Genomic DNA, 22,478 nt, shown 5'->3' with positions numbered 1-22,478 from the left:
TGCTATTCGGCAACAGCGATCAGCATCGCTTGATCGTCGTCGGCCGGGCGAACCCCTGCGAACCGTGACAGGTCATCGATAATCCCTTTGAGGATGGCGTCAGGGTCATCGGGGACGGCAGCTCCAAATTGCTGGAGCAGGCGGTTGGTCCCATAGAATTCATGCGTTTCGTTGGAGCGATCGGTGACGCCGTCCGTATAGAACAGCAGTCGGTCGCCGGGTTGAAGCGCGACCTCGGTGACCGGAACGTCTGAATAAGGTGTGAATCCCATCAGAAATACGCCATCGCAAAGTATTTCAGCCGCTGTTTTTTCGGAGGGTCGATAGAGGATGGGGAGCGGATGGCCGGCGCGGGCGATTTTGAGCTTTCTGGAGCGGGCGTCGTATACGGCATAGACCGCCGTGACATAGCTTTGCATGTTCACCTTGCAGAGGTTTTCGTTGATGTAGGAGAGCATCCTGTCGGGTTCATCCAGGCCGGTCGAACATGAACGGAACAGGGCGGAAGTCATGGCCATCATGACCGTCGCCGGTGCGCTGTGGCCTTCCGCGTCGGCCACCAGAACAGCCAGCAGGCCGTCCGGCAGCTCCACGACATCGTAGTAATCCCCGCCGGCATAGCGGCTGGTTTCATAATGCACCGCCAGTTTCAGGCCTTTGATTTGCGGCAGGCGCTGGGGCAGAAGGTTTCGTTGAAGCTGTGACACGACCTGGAGTTCGTGCTCCAGCTCATCCCTTTGCTGCTGGACTTCGCGGCTCAACCGGTGAATCGTCAGGTGGGTGTTCACCCGGGCGATGACTTCCTCGGGCTGGAAGGGCTTGGCGACATAGTCCACCGCGCCGAGCTGCAGCCCGCGCACCTTGTCTCCCGTCTCATCCAGCGCGGAAAGGAAGATGACCGGGATTTTTTTCGTGTCCGAATTCGCTTTCAATCGCCGGCATACCTCAAATCCGTCGATCCCCGGCATCATGATGTCGAGCAGAATGAGATCCGGATGCGCTTTTTGCGCAATCGTCAAGGCCGTCTCGCCGTTTTTTGCGACCAGCAGCTTGCATCCGAGCCTCTCCAGCGTGTGAATGAGCACCTGAAGATTGGCCGGCTGATCGTCAACGAGGAGGATGGATTCCATGATCTTATCCATTTCTTTCATCAGGTTTTCCCCTTGCGTCGGCACAATAAGATCAACAGGAAAGGATTCACATGAAATATAGCAGGATAGACTTCGAATCTCAAGATGGTATTCATGTCAACAGGAAAATTCATGATATTTTGTATCCGCAGCGGATTCAGGGGCGGCGCGGATATCCCGTTGAACGGCGGCCGATTAGATGCTATCTTGCCGGCATACGTCGGGCCGCCGGAACAGGAGGCGAAGCACGATGAGTTCAAGGAAGAGGTGACGCGCGACCCGAAGGCATCGCCTCCGTGATGCAACGCAATGGCCTTCACGGAATGTTGATGGTGTTGTCGAATCAATCGGTGAAAGAGAGTTATGGAATTCAAAAATGATATCCCCACGGAAGAGAACACTCGGCGTCTGGATGAAAACGGCACTTTCCGGTTCGCCTGCCACAGCGGCGTTGCATGCTTCACCCGGTGCTGCCATGACGCGGACATGTATCTTTATCCCTATGACATCATCCGCCTGAAGCGGCGCCTCGGCATGACGTCTGCGGAGTTCCTGGCCGCACACACCCTCACCGCGTTCCGCGAGAACCCGCAATTCCCCTCCGTCATGCTGCAAATGAGCGACCGGCCGGGAAAGCCGTGTTCCTTTCTGTCCGAAGACGGCTGCGCCGTCTACGAGGACCGGCCCTATTCCTGCCGGGCCTATCCCCTGGAACCGGCCATCTGCGGGAGCGGCGACGGCCGGTTTGCGATCAGCGCCCGCATCGTCCGCCACGGCCACTGCTTGGGCCACGGGGAGGACCGCGAATGGAGCGTCCGAGGGTGGATGGAAGACCAGGGGATGGGCGGCTACAACGAGATCAACGCGCGGTGGGCCCGGGTCAGCAGCCTCTTTCAGCGGAACCCTTTCGGGGAAAAGCCCCTGGAAAGCCCGGCCCTCAAGATGGTCTACATGGCGGGCTACAACGTGGACTCCTTCCGCAGGTTCGTTTTCGAGAGCAGCTTCCTGTCCCGGTTCGATGTTCCGGAAGCGCGCCTATATGAGGTCCGTGACGGCGACACCGCCCTCCTGATCCTGGGGTTCGACTGGATTCTGCGCTTTTTGGGCGGCGAAGGCCCCCTGCGCGAGCGGCGGCTCTGACCCGGTAGGGGCGGCCCCCTGTGGCCGCTCCTTTCGCCACCCTGCCCGAGCGGGGTGCACCCTCAATTCCAGTCGGGCGAAAGCCTTCCGTCGGCGCTCCGGTGAAAGGGCATCCAGACCAGGCCGAACAGATCCATGGCGACATCCGTGCTTTTGGGCCGGACGCCGATGGCCTCCAGGGCCGCGGCCTCGGGCGCCGTCCGCATCTCGATGGCGTCGATATCGTCCTGGAGCTGCCGATCCAGCTCCGCCAGTTTTTCCCGGACGGCGTCGGCCCGCTCCCGGGCTCTTGCCACGTCCATCCTCTCCTTGCCGATCCGGCTTGCGGATTTCATGGCGGTTCCCATGCGGGAGGCCGCGCCCTCGCTCACCACCTTCCGGCCCAGAAGGGCGCCCAGGATGGCCCCGCCGAAGGAGATGGCCGTCTGTGCCCCCTGAGCCCGGACCTGGTCTTCCTCTCGCGCCACCGCCTGTTCGGCCAGCATGAGCCGGTCCCGGAGGGCGGCGAACCGGTCGGCGTATTTCCGGCGCAGTCGTTCCACCGCAAGATCCCTCGCCTCCCGCGCGGCCTGGGCCAGCCTGGCCCGGAACGCCCCCTCGGATTCCCCCGGACGGCTCGTCAGCTTGAAATCGGCTGCCTGATAGAGGGTAACGGGCCGATTCCGGCAGACCCATTGGACAAGCTCCTTGCGCCATTTGGCGTAGGCGGCCGCCTTCTGGGCGGGGGCGGGCAGCTCCGCATATTCGGCCCGGCCGACGGGTTCCGCGGTCAGGAAGGCCGCGTCCACCGATGCCGCGCTGTCCCAGTCAAAAGGGACGGGGCCCTCCTGGAAACCGGCGGCCAGGGTCATGGACCGGGTGACCTCCACGCCGTGCCGGGCATGGCTGTAATGGACGTCCATCCGGCCGATGAGGGCGGGGGCGTAGTAGAGCCCCGTCCCGGCCCCCGAGGCGGCCAGGAAGAAGACGTCGATGCCGGGTGGGGAAACGGGCGGAGTAGCGGCCGTCGGCGGCGGCACATGAGGGCGTAAGACGGACATGTCGGACGCTTCCGGCGCAGTCTTGGGCGCGCCCTGGTTCAGCCGCCGGATCTGGTCCCGGGTCATGGGGCCGGAGAGGTAGGAGAGGGTCCAGCGGGTCTGGAAGATTACCGGCCGGGTGTCGTGGATGTTGTGGAGCAAAAAGACGCGCTTGCCCAGGCCCGCCAGGACTTCCTCCATCCGGCCGCGGTCGAATCCGGCGCCGGCAGCGGCCCCCTCCAGGCCCGAAAGGACGCGCGCCTTGTCCCGCTCGGTCTGGAGCCGCCCGATGAACCAGGAGCCCGTGTTGGCGAGTCCCTTGTAGTCGAGATCCACCGGGTTCTGGGTCGAGAGGACGATGCCGAGCCCGTAGGCCCGGGCCTGCTTGAGCAGGGTGAGGAGGGGGCCTTTGGCGGGCGGGTTGCCGACGGGCGGGAAGTACCCGAAGATCTCGTCCATGTAGAGGACGGCCCGGAGGCTCGCCGTGCCCGGCTGGGTGCGGAGCCACCCCAGGACCTGGTTGAGCAGGAAGGTCACGAAGAACATGCGCTGGGCGTCCGACAGGTGGCTGATGGTGAAGATCGATGCCCGGGGCCTTCCCCGGTCGGTGTAAAGAAAACGGTCGATCTCCAGGGGCGGGCCGTCCATCCAGGCCTCGAAGCCCGGCGAGGCCAGGAGGTTGTTGAGGCGAATGGCCAGGGCGAACCGGTCTTTCTCCGGGAAGAACATCTCCATGGGCATGACGCCGACCCGTTCGAAGGGAGGCGCCTGGACGGCCCGGATCAGCCCGGCCAGGTCGAGGGTGCGGCCTTCGGCCCAGGCTGTTTCGAAGATGTTGGCTATGAGGATGTGTTCCCGGCCGGCCATGGGGTCCGCATCCAGGCCCAGGAGGCCCAGAAGGCCGGTGACGGTCGACTGAATGCGCTCCCGGAGGAGGTCGGCGTCCTCCATCAGCCCGGGCGGGGGCGGGGCGAAATTGCGGAGCACGCTCACCGGCCGGCCGGCAGTGCTGCCCGGGGTGTAGACGGCCAGTTCGGCGGCGGACGCAAGGCGCGCGATCCGCTCGGGCCCCTGGCCCCATTCCCCCAGGCCCGTCCGCCAGGCTTCCGCCTCGCACGCGGCATACTGTTCCGGCGTCATCCCCTCCCGGGCCGCGTCTCCGGGGTTGACCCAGGGCAGGAAATCCGCCGCCTTGAGGTCCGGGAACTGGAGGAGGAGGTTGGGGAGGTCCCCCTTGGGGTCGATGGCGATGACCGGGATGCTGTCGATGAGGGCCTCCTCGATGAGGCCGATCCCCAGGCCGGTCTTCCCGCTGCCGGTCATGCCGATGATGACGGCGTGGGTGGTGAGGTCCCTGGCGTCGTACAGCACGGGGTCGGGCTGAAGGCTCCGGGTTTCCGGATTGTAGGCCCTGCCGAGGTAGAATGCGCCGAGTTTTTCATAGTTCTGCGTCATGAGGGGCTCCTTGTCCCGAAGACCAGGGCCGGACCATCCGGAACGCTACAGCCGGTCCGCCGCGAAGGTGTTGCACTGGTTGATGTCCCCCGTCTCCAGGCCGTTCCGGAACCACCGGACCCGCTGGGCCGAGGTGCCGTGGGTGAAGCTGTCGGGCACGATGCGTCCCTGGGATCTTTCCTGCAGTCGGTCGTCCCCGATGGCGCTGGCGGCGTTCAGGGCCTCCTCAATGTCGCCATCCTCCAGGATCTGCCTCGCCCGGTCGGCGTGGTGAGCCCAGACGCCCGCCAGGCAGTCCGCCTGGAGTTCCTGCCTCACCGAGAGCTGGTTGCCCTGGGTTTCGTTCATCCTGCGCCTGGCGGTTTGAACCTTGTCTGAAATGCCCAGGAGGTTTTGGACATGGTGCCCCACCTCATGGGCGATGACGTAGGCCTGGGCAAAATCGCCGGGTGCGCCGATGCGGTTTTTCAGGTCCCGGTAGAAGCTGAGGTCGATGTAGACCTTCCCGTCGGCAGGGCAGTAGAAGGGGCCCATGGCGGCCTCGGCGAACCCGCAGGCGGAGCTGACCGCGCCGGTGAACAGGACCAGTTTCGGCGGGACGTAGCGCTGACCCTTGCTTCGAAAGTACTCGTTCCAGGTGTCCTCCGTGTCGGCCAATACCACGGAGACGAACTCGGCCAGCCGGTCCTCCTCCGGGGACCGGGCCGCGGGCCGGGTCTCGACGGTGGGGTCGACGCCCGTGGGGGCCTGTTCGAAGAGAATGGACGGGTCCACCCCGAAATAGAGGGCCACGAGCACCAGGATCAGCGTTCCGATCCCGCCGCCCATCTTGCCGCGGGAGACGCGCATCCCCCGTCGGTCTTCGATGTTGTCGCTTCTCCTGCCGTCTTCCCACCGCATGGGCGCCTCCTTTTGACGATTCCGTAAAAAATCCGATATCTGCGTCAGGCTTCATCCCTCGTCACTGCGGCGTACTGTATCTACGCCTCATGGATACGGCTAAAACCCCGGCAGCTTGAATTTCAGGGTCACTTCGCCGGTGCCGGTATCGATATGAACCATGCGGCCGTCGTCATGGGTTCCCGTCATCTTCCGGCCGGTGGCCATCTCCATGAGGCCGCTGATGAACTGCATCCCGGTGTTGAGCACCTCTGTCATCCTTTCCGGCGAGGCATTCCCCTGGGTGTCCCCGCCCTGGCCGGCCTCCCCCCCGGGCCTGGGGGATCTTTCGGATGACTCGGCAGGCGACCCGGCAGCCGTCCCATCGCCGGATCGATCCGGAACCCCTTTTGCCGCTTCTGCGGGCGCCGGTTCCGCCTCGGGAATCTCCGCTTCAGCCTCTTCGGCGTCGTAGGCCACCTCGCGGGCCTTCATTTCCAGGACCTTTGGATTGAGGTAATGGGGCGTGTCCTCCGGCAGCTCCTCTGCCGGCATGCTTTCGCCAGGCACCGGAACAGGCGCCTCGCCCATCATCTCCCGGAGCTGGTTGAGCATCTCGGCCCGCTTTTCCCGGGAGAACTCCACCTTGTCCGTGGCGCCGTCGAAAACGCCCTCGAAGAGGGCGGTCTTGAGCTGGATGCCGGCCAGGATTTTCTCCTCGATGCTGTCCTTGGCGATGAGGTTGACGACGTTGATGCACCGGCTTTTCTGGCCGATACGGTTGACCCTGCCGATGCGCTGGTTGATCCGGGCAGGGTTCCAGGGCAGCTCGAAATTGATGACGCAGTCGGCGGCCTGGAGGTTGAGGCCGGTGCCCCCGGCGTCCGAAGAGAGGAAGACCTTGCAGTCGGGATTGTTCGTGAACTCGTCGATGAGGGCCTGACGTTTGTTGACGGGAACCTTGCCCGTCAGTTCGATGAAATTGATGCCCGCGGAGGAGAGATATTTTCCGATCAGAAAAATCATGGTGGTCCATTCGCTGAAGATCACCACCTTGCGCCGGCTCTGAACCACGAGTTCATCGATGATCCCCTCCAGTTCCGTGAGCTTCGGGGAGATGTTGGTCTGCCGGTCGACGAGATAGGTGGAATCGCAGGTCATCCGCATCATGAGGAGGAGCTGCTGCATGTGGCGGATGTCCATGGGGGTGAGGAATTTCTTGTTCAGGAGCGGCATCAGGGCGGCGAGATACCCGTTGTGGATCTCCGCCTGCTTGTCCGTAAGTTCGACGTAATAGTTGTTGACGATCTGCTCGGGCAGGTCCGAGAGCACCTCCTCTTTCCGGCGCCGGATCACGATGGTTTTGAGCCTCTCATGGAGGCGGTCCAGGTTTCGGTAGCCCAGGATCTGCCCCTTTTTCTTCCGGCTCAGCATGAAGTGGTCCGCGGCAAATCGCCAGAGGGGGGAGAGCAGGTAGGGGTCGAGGAACTGGACGATGGAATAGACGTCCTCCAGCTTGTTCTCCAGGGGCGTCCCCGTGAGGACGAGGGCGTGCCTGCGGCGGATGTTCTTGACCGCGTCGGCGGTCTTGGTGTTGAAATTCTTGATCCGCTGGGCCTCGTCCAGGATCATGAGGTCGGGGTTGTACCCGGAAATGACGGCGGCATCCCGAAGCACCGCCTCGTAGTTGGTGATCTTGAAGAGGCTGTCGTCGGCGTCGTAGACGGCCCGCCGCCGCATGGCGTTGCCGGCCACAATGACGGCCTTTTCATCCGTGAACCGCTCGATCTCCCGCTTCCATTGCTCCTTGAGGGAGGACAGGGTGACCACGAGAATGCGGCTGAAGCCGAACAGCTCCTTCTTGATGACCCCCAGGGCGATGGCCTGGAGGGTCTTGCCCAGGCCCATTTCATCGCCGATCAGGGCCGCTTTTTTGCGCAGGGCGAACTGAACCCCGGCCGCCTGGTACGGGTAAAGCTCGGCCCGGATGCGGCCCAGGGCCGGGGAGACATCCTCTGGGATCTCCGCCAGTTCGGCATCCAGGAGGTCGTGTTCGATGCGGTTCAGGAGCGACTCCTGGAAGCGGACCCGCTTGTTGCCGTCCAGGCGGCCCAGAAGTGCCATGAGATCGGCCGGCCGTTCCCGCAGATAGTCGCCGTCGTCCGTGAAAAAATCCCGCCAGAGCTCCCGGGCCTCCCGGACCTCCGCCTCGGGGCGTTCGCAGAACAGCCTGGGGCGCTGGCGGACGGAGTCCCAGTAGATGTCTACAAACGGGAATTGCTCGGAGGCGATCCGGGCTGCAGCCGCCTGGTCGCGCCGGACTTCATGATGGAGGAAGAGAAGGTGCTTGCAGGTGTTGAGGCGGTTGGTCTCATAATCCGGACAGGTGCAGTGCCCCGTGCCTTCCAGGGGATCGTGGAGGGTGACGAGATACTGTTTGCCCCTCACGGTTTCCACGAGGTGCTCGCCCTTGAGCATGTCTCCCCAGACGGTCTTGAACCCTTCGCTTTTGGCGCGCTTTTTCCGGTCTTCCAAGGCCTGTTCCCGGATCTCGTCGGCGGTCAGACAAATGTCGTCCGGCGGCGCTTCGGGTTTCGGCCGGGTTTCATCCCGCCCCAGGTGTTCCCAGCCCTTGAGTCTCTGCTCCACATCCAGAAGCGCTGCGATGGTGTGCTTGCATCCCTTCCCGGGGAAGGGGCAGTCGCAGGAGGTGGCCAGGTCGTCCGGGAGGAGCTGCACGCGGGTGGTGTAGTCGCCGTATCTGCCGTCGACATCATAGACGAACCGTCCGGTTTCGGGGTCGCTGTCCACGCAGGCGAACGCGCCGTTCCGGTAGAGGTCCAGGCCGCGATGAAAAATGACATCGGAAGGGGCGATGTTTTTTCGAATGAAATCGGTGGACAGGGTGATCATCGATAAACCTCCGCAGGCAAAAAAGTTGAAAATTGATTTGGTGATATGGATGGTTCAGGCGATCGTGAGGCGGTTCCTTCCGGCGGCCTTGCTCTGGTAGAGCAGCCTGTCGGCTCTCTTGAATACGCTCTCCATGGTGTCGTCGTCGTCCACCAGCGTCGCGCCGATGGAGACGGTGACCCTGAGCTTCTCCCTGCCGTGGGGCAGGCAGGCATCGGCGATCAGCATTCGCAGACGGTTGCCCAGATGCTCCAGGTCCGCGGGCCGGATATTCCGGATGATCCCCACGAATTCCTCCCCGCCCCAGCGTCCGAAGAGGTCAAACGGCCTGACGTTGCGGACCAGAACGTCCGCCACGGTCATGAGGACCTTGTCCCCCACGTCATGGCCATAGGTGTCGTTGACCGTCTTGAAATGATCGATATCCATGAAGAGGATGCCGAAGGGGATATTGAAGCGTTTTTTTTCCTCGAACCGGTTGCGGATCTCCCTTTCAATATAGTAGCGGTTGGCCAGCTGGGTCAGCTTGTCCAGGAGGGCCATCTTTTCAAGCTCCCGGATTCTCAGCTCGCTGGCCTTCTTGCCGCTGATGTCGGAAAAGAGGCCGATGTATCCCACGGCATTCTCCCGGGCGTCGGTCAGCACGCTGATCCTTACGGAAACCGGCACCCTGCGGCCGGTCTTGTGGCTCGCATAGACCTCCGCTTCCCGCGGGCTCTCATTTGATATGGGCTGGCCGATGGGGCATACGGCGGCGTTCAGGTCGTTTCCATGGGCATCGAGGTGGGTGAAAATGCTGTCGGAGCAGGATGTCCCGATCACCTCTTCCCCCGGAAAACCCGTAATCCGCTCGGCCGCTTTATTCCAGAAGCTGATCCTTCCGTTTTCATCGATGATGTAGAGTCCGTCATGCAGGTTCTCGATAATCCGCTTGAAAGCGTCCTGGTTTAAAATCACGCGTTGTCCTGTTCTGCTGGGGGGGCTTTTTTTTCCGAGGCTACATCATATCGGCTTCATTTTCAACTGTGACGGTTTCACAAACCGGCCGATATCTGCGTTACGCTTCATCCATCGTCACTGCGGCGTACGATAAGTAGTCCTCATTCCTCGGGATTCGCAAGCCTTGATCTCGGCCTTTTTACAAAACCGTCAACCGTCAGTTTCCCGGAGGCGCTGCGGGTTTCGACGTGGGTCCGGATGGCCGCCAGAAAGGGTTCGCCGTAGCGCTCCAGCTTGGTCTGCCCCACGCCGAAAAGGGCCCCCAGCGCTTCCGGGGACAGGGGCAGGGCGCGTACCATCTCCCGCAGGGTGGTATCGTGAAACACGACATACGGCGGCACCCCGGCGGCCCGGGCCAATTCCATGCGGAGGGTGCGGAGGCTTTCCCAGAGCAGGGCGTCGGCGGGGTTCCCGAATGCCTGGGGTGCGGCTTTTTGCTTCGGTTCCGGCCGGGCCGCCCGGACCGGTTCGGGGTCCTTCCGGAAACGGACGGCGACGTCCCCCACAAGCACCGGCCGGCTCAGCGGGGAGAGATGAAAGCCGCCCATCCCCTCCAGGTCCGCGGCGAGGTATCCGGCCGCCACCAGTTGCCGGAAGACGGATCTCCAGGCGTTGCGGGACAGCTCCGTGCCGATGCCGAAGGTGGAGACGCGATCATGGCCTGCGCGCCGGATCTTTTCCGTGGCCTCGCCGATCAGCACATTGGCCAGGTGCTCGGCCCCGAACCGCTGGCCGGTGCGGTAAACGCACGAGAGGGCCTTCCGGGCCGCGAGGGTCCCGTCCCAGGTATCGACCCCGCCCAGGCAGACGTCGCAGTTGCCGCAGGGATCCTTCAGGGTTTCACCGAAATAGGCGAGCAGCATCTGCCTGCGGCACCGGGCCGTTTCGGCGTAGCCCAACATGGCCTCCCCCTTCCTGTGGCGGACCCGCTTGAAATCCGCGTTTCCGGCGGAGGCCTCGACCATCCGCCGCATGGCCACCACGTCCGAAAGGCCGTAAAGCATCCATGCGTTGGCCGGCTCTCCGTCGCGCCCGGCCCGGCCGGTCTCCTGGTAATAGGCCTCGAGGGTCTGGGGCATGCCCATGTGGGCCACGAAGCGGACGTCGGGCTTGTCGATGCCCATGCCGAAGGCCACCGTGGCCGCGATGATGATGCCGTCCTCCCGCAGGAACCGCCGCTGGTTCGACAGCCGTTCCCCGCCGTCCATGCCGGCATGGTAGGGCAGGGCCGTGTACCCCATGTCGCCGAGCTTTCCGGCCGTCGATTCCGCCAGCCTGCGGCTCAGGCAGTAGACGATGCCCGAGTGGCCGTCGTGCCCGGTTTTAAGGAAGGCTGCGAGCTGGCGGAGGCCGGACTGACGCGGTTCCGCCCGGTAGCAGATGTTGGGCCGGTCAAAGCTGGAGACAAAGCTTCGGGCCTGCTGGAGGCCCAGCTTGGCGACGATCTCCTTTCGGGTGGCGGGGTCGGCGGTGGCGGTGAGGGCGATGCGGGGAACCCCGGGGAACTGCCGGGAAAGCAGGGAGAGCATCAGGTATTCGGGCCGGAAGTCATGGCCCCACTGGGAGATGCAGTGGGCCTCGTCAATGGCGAATAGCGCCACCGGGACCCGGCCCAGGAACTCCAGAAACGCCGGGGTCGTGAGCCGCTCGGGCGCCACATAGAGGAGGTCTGTCCGGCCGGAGCGCACCCGCGCTTCGACGTTGCGGATTTGGCCCGGACTCAGGGTTGAATTGATGAATTCGGCATGGATGCCGTTCTCGCGGAGGGCGTCGGTCTGGTCCTGCATCAGGGCGATCAGGGGCGAGACGACAACCCCGACGCCGGGCCGGATCATGGCCGGGATCTGATAGCAGAGCGACTTGCCGCTTCCGGTGGGCATCAGCACGAAAGCATCTCCGCCCCGGACGAGATGGCGGATGACCGCCTCCTGATGCTCCCGGAAAGCCGGGTAGCCGAAACGGGTGCGGAGGATCTCCTCGGCGGATGGGGGAATGCGGGGGATGTCCGATTCGTGTTTCATGAAAGCGTCCTTTGGGTCCGACGGGTTCCGCTTCGCTGCACCTCTCCTGCGGGATTGACGGCCGTCCTGTTTTTGGATAAGGGTTTCCTGTCGAAAATGGTTTGAAATATCCATCGGGTTCATTAAGGAAGAGACGGTTATGATCAAAATCAATGAAAATTATCTGAAGCTTCAGGCATCCTACCTGTTCATCGACATCGCCCGCCGGGTCCAGGCCTTTCAGGCCGCCCATCCCGAGAGGGAGATCATCAAGCTGGGCATCGGCGACGTGACCCACCCGCTGCCCGATGCCTGCATCCGGGCATTCCACCAGGGGGTGGACGATCTGGCCGACGCCAGAACCTTTAGGGGGTATGGTCCGGAGCAGGGGTATGCCTTTCTCCGGGAAAAGATCGCCCTCCACGACTTCACGGCACGGGGCGCACAGGTCGCGGCCGATGAGATCTTCATCAGCGACGGCGCCAAGTGCGACAACGGAAATATCCAGGAGATCTTTGCCCAGGATGTGCGGATCGCGGTCCCCGATCCGGTCTACCCGGTCTACGTGGACACCAACGTCATGGCCGGCCGCACCGGCAGTGCCCGGGACGGCCGCTACGAGGGCCTGGTCTACCTGGAGGGCACCCGGGAAAACGGCTTCATCCCCGCGCTGCCCTGTGAGCCGGTGGACCTCATCTATCTGTGCTACCCAAACAACCCCACGGGCGCCGTGATCACCCGGGAGCAGCTCAAGGCCTGGGTGGACTATGCCCGCGAGAACCGTGCCCTGATCCTCTACGACGCCGCCTACGAGTCCTTCATCCGGGACCCCGCCCTGCCGCGCTCCATCTACGAGATCGAAGGGGCCAGGGAGGTGGCCGTCGAGTTCCGCAGCTTCTCCAAGACGGCGGGATTCACCGGGACCCGGTGCGCCTTCACCGTCGTTCCCAAGGACTGCATGGCCTACGACGGCACCGGCGAACGGCACGCGGTCCACGCCCTGTGGAACCGCCGCCACGGCACCAAGTTCAACGGCGTCTCGTACCCGGTCCAGAAGGCCGCGGAGGCGGTGTACAGCCCGGAGGGGCAGGCCCAGGCCCGGGCTTTGATCGACGGCTACCTGGAGAACGCGTCCCTGATCCGCCGGGAGATGGGGGCCCTGGGCTTCTACTGCGTAGGCGGGGAAAACTCCCCGTATATCTGGGTCGACGGCCGGCGGGATTCCTGGGCGTTTTTCGACCTGCTCCTGAACGATGCCGGCGTGGTCTGCACCCCAGGCGCCGGGTTCGGCAAGTGCGGCGAGGGATACATCCGCATCAGCGCCTTCAACAGCCGTGAGAATGTCGAAAAGGCCATGGGCCGCATCCGGTCGGCCCTGATGAAATAGGCCCGGGTCAGGCCCAGGTCATGGCGGGGCGTCTTCTCCGCCGCCGCCCGGCCTCGATGCGCCCCACGGGGCCGGGTTGTCACGGCGTCCCCCCGCGGAGGCACCATCGCAGATGCGAAGAGGGGCCTGCTGCCCGCTGCGGCGCAGCTATTTGCCCTGCTTTGCCGGCGCGGAGGGGGCCGGGTTCTTCCCGGCCGGATCGCCATCCGCCGCTTTGAGATGAATCCCCTTGAAGACGGTCCGTAGGAATCCCACGGACAGGGTGGTGAGGGGTTTGATGCTGACATCCGGGTCTTTGTAAGGGCCTTTGATGGTATAGTCGGTCGCGATGATGCCGTCTCCCGTGATCATTTTTCCAATAACCGGTATCATGTCAACCATCTGGTTGAGGATGTTGACCGGAATCACGATGCCCTTGATATTTGACATGCGCTGGGCAAAGTCGTAGGTCCCTTCGGCCGTCATGGCCAGGGAGATGCCTTCCATCCGTCCGTTCGTAAGCGTAATGACGTTGTTTTCGATGGCGACATCGGCGTCGAGGGCGTCGAAGCTGATGCCGCCGCGCTGAAGCTGTCCCAGCGCCCCCACGAAGGAGGCCATGGAAAGCACCTTGACGAGTCCCGGGGCGTTGACGAGGAGAAAATCCCGGATCTCGACCTTGCCCGATACCGGTTTTTTCGTCGGCAGCATATCCCCGCTCCGGCCGTCGAAGGTCAGTGCCCCGCCCCGGATGTTCCGGTACACGTCGATTCCCTTCAGGAAAGCGCCGGCGTCTTCCGTCGTGAGGAGGATCTTCTCCGGAGCCTCTTTCCGGTTCATGGACATGTGAAGGGGGGCCTTTCCGTTCAGGGCCCCCTCGATGAGGGCCGAGCGGATCCGCGCCCCTTTCATTTCGATGACGCCTTTCGGCTGGTCGAGGGTGATGCGGTTGGCCAGCGCCGCCTGACGGATGTCCAGCGAGACGGTGATGTCGGGGCCGGGCGTTTTATCCGGCGTATCGGCCGCCGGGGGGCCCTCGGGTTCGGCCGTTTCCTCTTTCGGGGGGCGCGTCGCAAAGAAGCCGGCGGCGTCGAAGCGGTCGCCCTTCAGGTCCACCCGGTAGCCGCGCTGCTTATCGAAGGCCACCCCGGCCGAAAGGGCCTGTTTTCCCATCTTGATCGGGTCGAATTGCAGGTCGAAGGCGGCGGCCTCCCCGAGGGTTGCGGTCCCCGTCCCCCGCATGTCCAGATTCTTTCCCGAGAGGGTCAGATGGGAGAGGGTCAGCGTCTTTCCCTCCGTCAAGGTTCCCCGGCTCTCCAGGGCCGCCTTGGCGCCGGCCTTCTTGACCCATCCCCACCGCTTGAGGTCGATGGCCGGTTGGGTCAGGTCGAACCGGGAGTCGATCTCGATCCCTTTTTCGGTCACCGTGAGCGCCATATCCGCCTTGACCGGGCCTTTCAGGAAAGGCAGGGGCGGGAGCCTGAAATCGGCATGATTGGCCGGGTCCACGGTAGCCGAGAGCTTGATGGTCTCCGGGGTTTGGCCGCCTCTTTTCCAATGCACGGAAACGGGGGTCTGACCGCTCGAAATGCTCCCGTCCAGCGTGAAATTGCCGTTTTCGAGCGCGGCGGATGCCTTGCCGCTGTGCAGGGTGAGCCCGGAATACTCCTTGATGACGATATCGGAGATGTCGGCGGTGACGGCATGGTCCACATCGGCCGCCGCAAGCGTCTTCTTGATCGGAAATTTGAAGCGGGCGCGGGTTTTTGCCCGGGCTTCCTTCAGGGGGGGCAGTTTCAGGCCGTCCCCCTTTTCTTTGAAGATGCCTGCGGTCGCGTCGTGGAGATCCGATGCGGGCCCTTCGATTTCGGATTGGATCTCGATGGCGGGGGCGTCCGTCCGGATGCCGGTGATGTCGGCCCGGGCCTTGATGATCCGGGACTGGCCGAACTGCCCCGATTCGAGGCGGATCCGGGCCGCGTCGGCGGACAGGGTGAAGGCGCCCTTTTCCAGGGTGACGGGGGGCAGGGAAGAGAGGTCTTTCAGGGCTACCCCGCTGAACCCCCCGGTGACGGCCACGGCGGAACCCGGAAGATCCTTCAGGGTGGAGACGGCGGGGTCGAGATCGATCCGGACCGCGGCGCGGGGGATCTTTCCGCCCGACGTGTGGGTCCGGATCCATTCCTTCACGGGAGCGGCCCGTCGGTCGGGCCAACTGCGGAGCAAAAGCGCCATGGGCAGGTTGTCGACGGCGCCGTCGAACAGCACCCGGGGGAAAGGCTCCGCCGCCGTCGCGGTCCCGGAAAAAGTGAGGACGGGGCCCCCCAGGTCGGCTGAAAACGAGTTCACCTCGACGCCCGCCGGGGCGTAGGAGAGTTCCCCCCTGGCCTCCACCCGCTGGATGGGAACGGCGTTTTTGGGATCGGCCGCAGGGGCCGCCTCTCCGTCGGTGCCGCTGACGGCGATGGCGTTGCGGTCGAGGGAGACGAGCAGGGTCTTCTGGGTCCAGCGGTATCCATGGAAATCCGGGATATCGAGGCCCAGGATCCTGGATGCCGCGTGGTAGTCGAAGGTCTCCTGCGAAAAACCCGAGAGGGGCCATTGAAAGGCGAGGCGGGTTTCGGCTTTTCCGGCCCCGACCTTGACCGAGCCGTCTTGTTGTCCCGTCAGGCTTTCGATCACCTTTCGCAGGTCATCCGCAGGCCCTTTGGCGACGGCGTGGATATCAATGGTGGCGGGGGGGGCCGTGAAATTGCCGATGACGACCTTCCCATCGGCAGCCTCACTGCCGTAGCTCCGGGCGCCGGCCACATCGATGGTGATGTCGTGCCCGGTGAACACGGCCGTGCCCTCTGCGTCCGAGATCGGCTGGAGCTTTCCATGATATTTCATACCGACCCCCCTGAACGGGGCCCTGGCGTGGATGACCCCTTTGGGGAGGACGGGAGCCGCAAGATCCGAAGGCTGGATGCGGATTTTGGCCGCGGCATCGTAGATCTCCCCACCGAGAAAATGCTCCCGGATATACTTCCGGGCGCCCGGAACCACCCGATGGGGCCAGTATCGGTGGGCCTCGGCCGGATTCAGGTGATCGACGCGGACATCCAGGGAGACGGCATCGAATTTTCCGAGGTTGTCGATGGTGCCGGTGGCGTCGAAGGCCGCGCCTCCGGCGTCGAGGTGGAGGCTTGCCAGCTTCAGCTGGGAGAAGGCGTTCTTCAGCCATCCCTTGGCCGTCAGTTTTTCGAGGGGAAGCGGGGCTTCCCACACCTCCGGATGGAACAGGGTCCCTTTCCCGCTGGATTCCATTTCGAAGCGGAGGTTATCGACGGCGCCGCTGGCGTCGACGCGGAAGAGCATTTCGAGATTTGCGGTGAAATCAAGCCCCCTCAGGAAGGCAAGGTCCGGTGAGAGATCCGCCAGGATCGGCGGATAGAGGTTGGTGAAATGGATCTTGCTTTCGGAGATCTTGCCCGGGTCGGCGTCTTTGTCGGGGCGCGCGTGGATCACGGTCTGGACCCGGCCGGGTTTCCCGTTGAACTGATAGGCGGCCGTCAGGATCAGTTCGGGCGTCGGCGCCACATGGAGCATGGACAGGACGACATTGGGCAGCTCGAGTTCGACGGGCTGGGCGTCGCCGGGCAGGATGAGCCGGCCGTTGGTGGCGTAAAGACGCTTGAAATCGGCGTGCCGGTCGGCGAACGCGAAGAGGTCGTCCAAAAATTCCGGATTGCTGATGGACCCGAGGGTCCATCCGGCCGGTCCCGCGGGCAATTCCGCCGACCGGGCGATGCCGGAGAGGTTGATCCGGGGCCGCGAGAGCCAGATCTCGGTCGGCTCGATCCTGCCGCGGATGAGCTGGCTGAGGGAGAGCCTCAGGGTGATCGAGGGAAGCCGCGCCAGAAGCGTGTCGCCGTTCATGAGGCACCGGGCCTCGGTGATGCCGATGCCGGGCGTCAGGCGCCCTCTGGGCCACGCAAACCGGATGTCTTCATAGGTCACCTGGTACCGGGGCGCCATGGGTCGGAAGGCCTCCTGGATGTGGGGGTCGAGGAATTTCAGGGAGGGCTGCTGGACCCGGATCCAGATGATGGCGAGGACGCCTATGATCAGGAGGGTGACGAGGAATCGATAGAACCACCTGAGCGCTGATTTGAGGTAGATGTTCACGCGTTTTCAACTTTCGATGAGATTCCGAGGGCCTGTTGAGCCTCCGCTCTGCTTTCGTAGATATGGGGGGAGACGTTCCGCCGTTCGAGGGCATCCCCCAGCTTCATTCGGAGAAAGGTGCTGGTCGTGTACCGGGTGACGTGGGTGTAGAAGCGGTCGACCAGTCCTTTGACCATGTAGGTATATTCGTTCAGCACATCGGGCGCAATGGTGAAATTGTCATAATTGACGATGGCGTAGACCTTCTTTCCCAGGGGCCGGACGATCGTTTCCACCATGGACTCGATATTTCTCACCTGATCGCTGTTTGTCACCGAAAAATTTTCAAAATTGATGAAGAGGATGTTTTCGGTCGGGTCGTATGTCATGCGTTCTTCCAGGGAGAGAGTGATCAGGTCCTCCCTGATCCCCATGGGTTCCGGCCGGAAGATGCGCGAATCCATCAGGCGGGGCGGCGACTTCATGAGGGGCGTGAACGCCATGTGGGCGAGGATGTCCCGCTCCAGGTCGATGCCGGGGGCGATCTCGATCAGCGCCATCCCCTCGGGGGTCAGCCGGAAGACGCACCGCTCGGTGACGTACAGGACCGGCTGCCCCTTTCCGACGGCATAGGCGCCGCTGAAGGTGACGTGCTCCACCCGGTCCAGGAACTTCCGGACCCTGCCTTCCTTCAGGATCTCGAGGCCCCCGTCCCGGACGGCGACTTCCAGGCCGCCCGCAGTGAAGGTGCCCACGAACACCACCTGCGCGGCGTTCTGGCTGATGTTGATGAACCCGCCGGCGCCGGCCAGCCTGGCGCCGAACTTGCTTACGTTCAGGTTTCCCTCCCGGTCGGACTGGGCCAGGCCCAGAAAGGCCATGTCGAGGCCGCCCCCGTCGTAAAAATCGAACTGGCCGGGCTGGTCGATGACGGCGTCCGTGTTGACGGCGGCCCCGAAGTTGAGGCCGCCGGCGGGGAGGCCGCCAATGACCCCGGGCTCGGCCGTCAGGGTGATGAAGTCGAGTATTTTCTCCTCGTTGGCCACGCTGGCGATGCCTTCGGGCATGCCGATCCCCAGGTTGACGACGCTGTTGGCCTGGAGTTCAAAGGCGGCCCGCCGGGCGATGATCTTCCGGTCGCTCATCTCCATGGGGGCGATGGACTTCATGGGCACGCGGATTTCCGCGCTGTAGGCCGGGTTGTAGATCTCCCCGAAGGTCTGACGGTGGTTTTCGGGCCGGGCCACCACGACGCAGTCCACCAGAATGCCGGGGATCTTGACCTGGCGGGCGTTCAGGGTGCCGCGGTCGGCGATGCGCTCCACCTGGACGATGACAAACCCGCCGGAGTTCCGCGCGGCGGTGGCGATGGCCAGGGAGTCCAGGGTCAGGGCCTCCCGCTCCATGGTGATGTTGCCGTCCGTGTCCGCGGTGGTGCCCCGCAGGATGGCCACGTGAATGGGCAGGGTCCTGTAGGCGAGGTATTCCTTCCCGTCAAAGCGGACGAGTTCCACCAGATCCTCGGTGGTCCGGGGGTTGATCCTGCCGCCGCCGTTTCGGGGGTCCACAAAGGTGCCCAGGCCGACCGTGGTGATCGTCCGGGGTTTTCCGGCCGCGATGTCGCGGTACATGTGGGAGATGACGCCCTGGGGGAGATTGTAGGCCTCGATGCGGTCTTCCACGGCCAGCTTCTGGAGTTTGGGGACCAGGCCCCAGTGCCCGCCGATCACGCGCCGGACCAGGCCTTCATGGCCCAGGTGGTTCAGGCCCCGCTCCCCGCCGTCGCCCTGTCCGGCGGCGTAGAGGAGGGTCAGGTTCCGGGGGCGCTGGTTTGCCATGAAATAGTCCTCGATGGCGACGGCAACCTCCTCGGGAAAGCCGATGCCCACGAACCCGCCCGTGGTGACGGTGTCGCCGTCGCGGATCACCTGGACGGCCTCTTCCGCCGATACGATCTTTCCCTTCTTCATCCGGGAAGGCGGAAGGGAGGAAAGCATGGGATGCACGCTGTTCGATACATGTTTCGCCATCTGGGCCTCCTTTCGTGGGATTGATGTTGTCGCCCTTCTGGGGGTTGACCATCGTTTTGGGTGAATAAAATAAAATCAACCCCTTGTCAAAAGGAAAAGTCGAGCGGACCCTGGTCGACGATCCGCCCCCGGTCCAGCATCACCATGGTGTCGGACGACCGGGGCGCCCCCGGGGCCGAGGCCTCCCGCTCCCCTGTGCCGGAGGGCATCCTGTCGCCGGTCAAGAGCCGGTGGGTGATCAGGAGGAGGGTCTTGCCCCGGGCGTGGCGATAGAGGGATGCCATCATCTCCCTTTCGGTGACGGTGTCCAGCCCCTCGGTGGGCTCGTCGAGGATCCAGATGGGGGCGTCGTGGAGCAGTGCCCTCGCCACCGAGAGCCGTCGCGCCTGGCCTCCGGAAAGCTCCCGGCCGCCCTCGCCGATCCAGGTGTCCAGGCCCTCGGGCAGGCTCTCCACGACGTCGAGGAGCCGTGCGGCCGCGAGGGCGCCTTTCATGTCGGCCTCGGAAGCGTTCCCGCAGGCGACCCGGAGGTTGTCCCGGACACTGGCGTTGAACAGGTGGGCCTGCTGGGACACGACCGAAATCATCCGCCGGAGATCCGCCTCGCTGAAGGAGCGGATATCCCGGCCGCCGATGAGGATCCGGCCCTCCGTGGGGTCCCAGAAGCGGACGAGGAGGTTGACGAGGGTGGTCTTCCCGGCCCCGGTGTGGCCCAGAACGACAACGCGCCGGCCCTCCGGAATATGAAGGGAGACCCCGTCCAGGGCAGGCGGGGCGTCGACCGCGTACCGGAACCCGACCGTCTCGAAGGTGAGATCGAAGGCGCTTGGCGGCCCGGCCGAAACCGCCGGGAAGACCGTGGCGGGCTTGACCCGGACGATCTCCGAGAGACGGGCCGCCGCCTCCCGGGTGCGTCCCAGGAACTGGTAGGCGGCCGGCAGAGGCATGACCCCCTCGAAGGCGGCCAGGACCGCCATGGCCACGAGGGCCAGGCCGGCCCCGCCCATCTCCTTCCGGAAGACCCCTTCGGCCCCCAGCCAGAGCACGACCCCCACGGTGAGCCCGGAGAGGAGGGTCGTAAGGGCGGTGGACAGCCCCCGGATACGGCTCATGCGCCGCTGATCCTCCATCAGCCCGCGGTTTTCCTCCCGGACCGCCTCCAGGTAACGCTCCGACGCACCGAAGACGATCAGCTCGGGGGCGCCCTGGAGCCCGTCGACGATCCGGGTCCGCAGCCGGGAGGTGCGGAGGGCGATCCCCTGCCCGACGGCGCCGCCCAGTTTCCCCGACATGACGGGCAGAACGAAGCCGGCGGCGAGAATCCCCGCGGCGGCGGCCAGGGCGATCCCGGCGTCAAAGGAGAAGAGAAACGCAGGCAGCATGACGGCCAGGATCAGGGCGACGATGGTCGGCTGGATCACCCTCAGGTAGAGGTTGTCCAGGGCGTCGATGTCGGACACGGCGCGGGTAAGCAGGTCGCCGCTGCGGAAGCCCCCGAGGGGGCCGGGCCCCAGGGGCTCGATCCGGGTGTAGAACCAGACCCTCAGGGTTTCGAGGATGCGGAAGGTGGCGTCGTGGGAGACGATGCGGTCGCCGTAGCGTGCGAGGGTCCGGACAAAGGCGAAGAGGCGCACGCCGATGCTGGGATAGAAGAAATTGAAGAGATGGGCGGTCTCGGAGGAGAGGCCGGCAATGGCCGCGGCGGAGATGAACCACCCCGACAGGGCCATGAGGCCGACCCCGGCCGCGACGGTGGCGAGGCCGAGGAGGGTCCCCAGCGCCATCCACCCCCACTGGGGCCGGAAGCGGCCGACGAAGGGCGCGAGATCCCGGTAAAGGCTACCCATGGTCCACCGCCCCCCGGTTTTCCCGGACAAACCGGTCAAAGGCCCCGCCCAGAGCCGCCAGTTCGGAAAAGGTGCCCGCCTCGACGATGCGGCCCTCCGCCATGACCAGGATCCGGTCGGCTTCCTTGAGCGTGGCGAGGCGGTGGGTCGCCATCAGCAGGGTTCGCCCCGCGGTCAGCAGGCCGATGGCGGCCATGACCATCCGCTCGTTGTCGGGGTCGAGGCCGGCGGTGGGCTCGTCCAGGAGCACGAGGGGCGCATCCTTCAGGAAGGCCCGGGCCAGGGCGATTCGCTGGACCTGGCCCCGGGAGAGTGCCCCGCCCCGCTCCCCGACGGGCGTGTCGAGCCCCGCGGGCATGCGGTCGGTGAATTCGAGGACCCGGGCAGACCGGGCCGCATCCAGGATTTCGTCGTCGGAGGCGTTGGGCCGGCCCATGCGGATATTCTCCCGGACCGTCCCGTAAAACAGGACGGGGTGCTGGCCGATCCAGGCAATACGGCGGTGCCAGCTCTTGGGGGAGATCCCGCCGAGGGGCCGGCCGTTGACCCGGATGCCGCCCCGGTCGGGGGCCAGCAGCCCCAGCAGGAGGTGGAGGAGGGTAGTCTTCCCCGCTCCGCTTTCGCCCACCAGGGCGGTTTTTTCACCGGGGGCGAGGACGAGGTCGACCCCGGCCAGGGCCGCGCGCCGGCCGCCGTCATAGGCCAGGTGGAGGTCCCTGCATTCGATGCGGATGGGGAGGTCGGGCCGGCCGTCCATCTCGCCGGACCCCGGGTGGGGCAGGGGGTGTTCGAGGGCCTCGAGGATGGCCCTGGATGCGCCGACGGCTTCCGCCCGGGCGTGGTAGTGGGTCCCCAGCTCCCGGAGGGGGAGGTAGAAATCCGGCGCAAGCAGCAGGATGAAGAGGCCGCCCGCCAGGGTCAGGGGCTCTCCGTAGGTGCCGAAATCGACGTAGCCTAGGTAGCGCATGCCCAGGAAGACGGCCGCGAGGGCAATGGACAAGGCGCTGAAGAACTCGAGGACGGCCGACGAGATGAAGGCGATGCGGAGGACCGCCATGGTTCGGCGCCGGAATTCACCGGAGACCCGCGCGATGTTCTGTTTTTCGTCCCGGCTCCGGTTGAAGAGCTTGAGGGTCGAAAGCCCCTGGAGGATGTCGAGAAAATGGGCGCTCATGCGGGCCAGGGCCTGGAAATGGCGCTGGCTCATGCTCTCGGCCCCCATGCCCACCAGGACCATGAACATGGGGATCATGGGCGCCGACAGCATGAGAAGGCCCCCCGCGGCCCAGCTCACGGGAAAGACAAAGGCCAGGATGGTGAGGGGAACCACCACGGCCAGGGCCATCTGGGGCAGGTAATGGGCGAAAAAATTGTGGAGGGCCTCCACCTGCTCCATGGCGACGGAGGCCAGGGCCCCGGTCCGCCCGCCGTCCATGAGGGCCGTGCCGGATCCGATGAGGCGGTTCATGATCGACATCCGCACCGCTTCCCGGACTGCGGCCCCGGCGCGGAAGCCCGCCCCTTCCCGCATCCATCCCAGGGCGGCCCGGG

Annotated in this window: 12 protein-coding genes; 2 read left to right on the top strand and 10 right to left on the bottom strand. The window is 64.6% G+C overall.

Translation table 11 applies throughout. The annotated features are described in order from the left end of the window. Positions 1 to 2 precede the first annotated feature (2 nt). The gene (locus ACEW8N_RS12965) at positions 3 to 1,151 is read right to left on the bottom strand and encodes a SpoIIE family protein phosphatase (protein WP_373500253.1); all 1,149 of its coding nucleotides are present in this window, start codon (positions 1,149 to 1,151) and stop codon (positions 3 to 5) included. Positions 1,152 to 1,493: 342 nt separating this feature from the next. Between ACEW8N_RS12965 and ACEW8N_RS12960 the strand changes: the two genes are divergently transcribed. After that, positions 1,494 to 2,270 (top strand): YkgJ family cysteine cluster protein, encoded by a 777-nt coding sequence (locus ACEW8N_RS12960; RefSeq protein WP_373500252.1) that lies wholly within the window; start codon positions 1,494 to 1,496, stop codon positions 2,268 to 2,270. Positions 2,271 to 2,332: 62 nt separating this feature from the next. Here ACEW8N_RS12960 and ACEW8N_RS12955 read toward each other — a convergent pair whose 3' ends face one another. The 5 genes from ACEW8N_RS12955 to recQ form a co-directional block, all read right to left on the bottom strand. After that, entirely contained in the window at positions 2,333 to 4,744 is a 2,412-nt protein-coding gene (locus ACEW8N_RS12955; protein WP_373500251.1) for an ATP-binding protein, read from the bottom strand. Positions 4,745 to 4,789: 45 nt separating this feature from the next. Further along, positions 4,790 to 5,644, bottom strand: coding sequence for a neutral zinc metallopeptidase (locus ACEW8N_RS12950; RefSeq protein WP_373500250.1), 855 nt, complete (start codon positions 5,642 to 5,644; stop codon positions 4,790 to 4,792). Between the two features lie 99 nt (positions 5,645 to 5,743). Then, positions 5,744 to 8,536: an SNF2-related protein gene (locus tag ACEW8N_RS12945; RefSeq protein WP_373500249.1), complete on the bottom strand. Its 2,793-nt coding sequence runs from the start codon at positions 8,534 to 8,536 to the stop codon at positions 5,744 to 5,746. 54 nt (positions 8,537 to 8,590) lie between these two features. After that, on the bottom strand, positions 8,591 to 9,493 hold the full coding sequence (locus ACEW8N_RS12940) for a diguanylate cyclase (RefSeq protein WP_373500248.1): 903 nt from the start codon (positions 9,491 to 9,493) through the stop codon (positions 8,591 to 8,593). 143 nt (positions 9,494 to 9,636) lie between these two features. Next, positions 9,637 to 11,556 carry a DNA helicase RecQ gene (gene recQ / locus ACEW8N_RS12935; protein WP_373500247.1) on the bottom strand — a complete coding sequence of 640 codons (1,920 nt, stop codon included), beginning with the start codon at positions 11,554 to 11,556 and terminating at the stop codon, positions 9,637 to 9,639. A 139-nt stretch (positions 11,557 to 11,695) separates the two neighbouring features. Between recQ and ACEW8N_RS12930 the strand changes: the two genes are divergently transcribed. Then, the gene (locus tag ACEW8N_RS12930; RefSeq protein WP_373500246.1) at positions 11,696 to 12,922 is read left to right on the top strand and encodes an LL-diaminopimelate aminotransferase; all 1,227 of its coding nucleotides are present in this window, start codon (positions 11,696 to 11,698) and stop codon (positions 12,920 to 12,922) included. 147 nt (positions 12,923 to 13,069) lie between these two features. On the opposite strand, the gene ACEW8N_RS12925 is transcribed toward ACEW8N_RS12930, so the two are convergent. The 4 genes from ACEW8N_RS12925 to cydD form a co-directional block, all read right to left on the bottom strand. Next, positions 13,070 to 17,071 carry an AsmA-like C-terminal domain-containing protein gene (locus ACEW8N_RS12925; RefSeq protein WP_373500245.1) on the bottom strand — a complete coding sequence of 1,334 codons (4,002 nt, stop codon included), beginning with the start codon at positions 17,069 to 17,071 and terminating at the stop codon, positions 13,070 to 13,072. After that, positions 17,068 to 19,080: an acyl CoA:acetate/3-ketoacid CoA transferase gene (locus ACEW8N_RS12920; RefSeq protein ID WP_373500244.1), complete on the bottom strand. Its 2,013-nt coding sequence runs from the start codon at positions 19,078 to 19,080 to the stop codon at positions 17,068 to 17,070. The genes ACEW8N_RS12925 and ACEW8N_RS12920 overlap by 4 nt, the downstream gene beginning before the upstream one ends. A gap of 86 nt (positions 19,081 to 19,166) precedes the next feature. After that, entirely contained in the window at positions 19,167 to 20,927 is a 1,761-nt protein-coding gene (gene cydC, locus ACEW8N_RS12915; protein WP_373500243.1) for a thiol reductant ABC exporter subunit CydC, read from the bottom strand. Then, on the bottom strand, positions 20,920 to 22,478 hold a 1,559-nt coding region (cydD, locus tag ACEW8N_RS12910), incomplete at its 5' end, for a thiol reductant ABC exporter subunit CydD (RefSeq protein WP_373500242.1). The genes cydC and cydD, both read right to left, overlap by 8 nt.

The organism is Desulfococcus sp., from assembly GCF_041737845.1.
Classification (GTDB): Bacteria; Desulfobacterota; Desulfobacteria; order Desulfobacterales; family Desulfococcaceae; genus Desulfococcus.
This window is presented reverse-complemented; position numbering and strand designations above follow the sequence as displayed.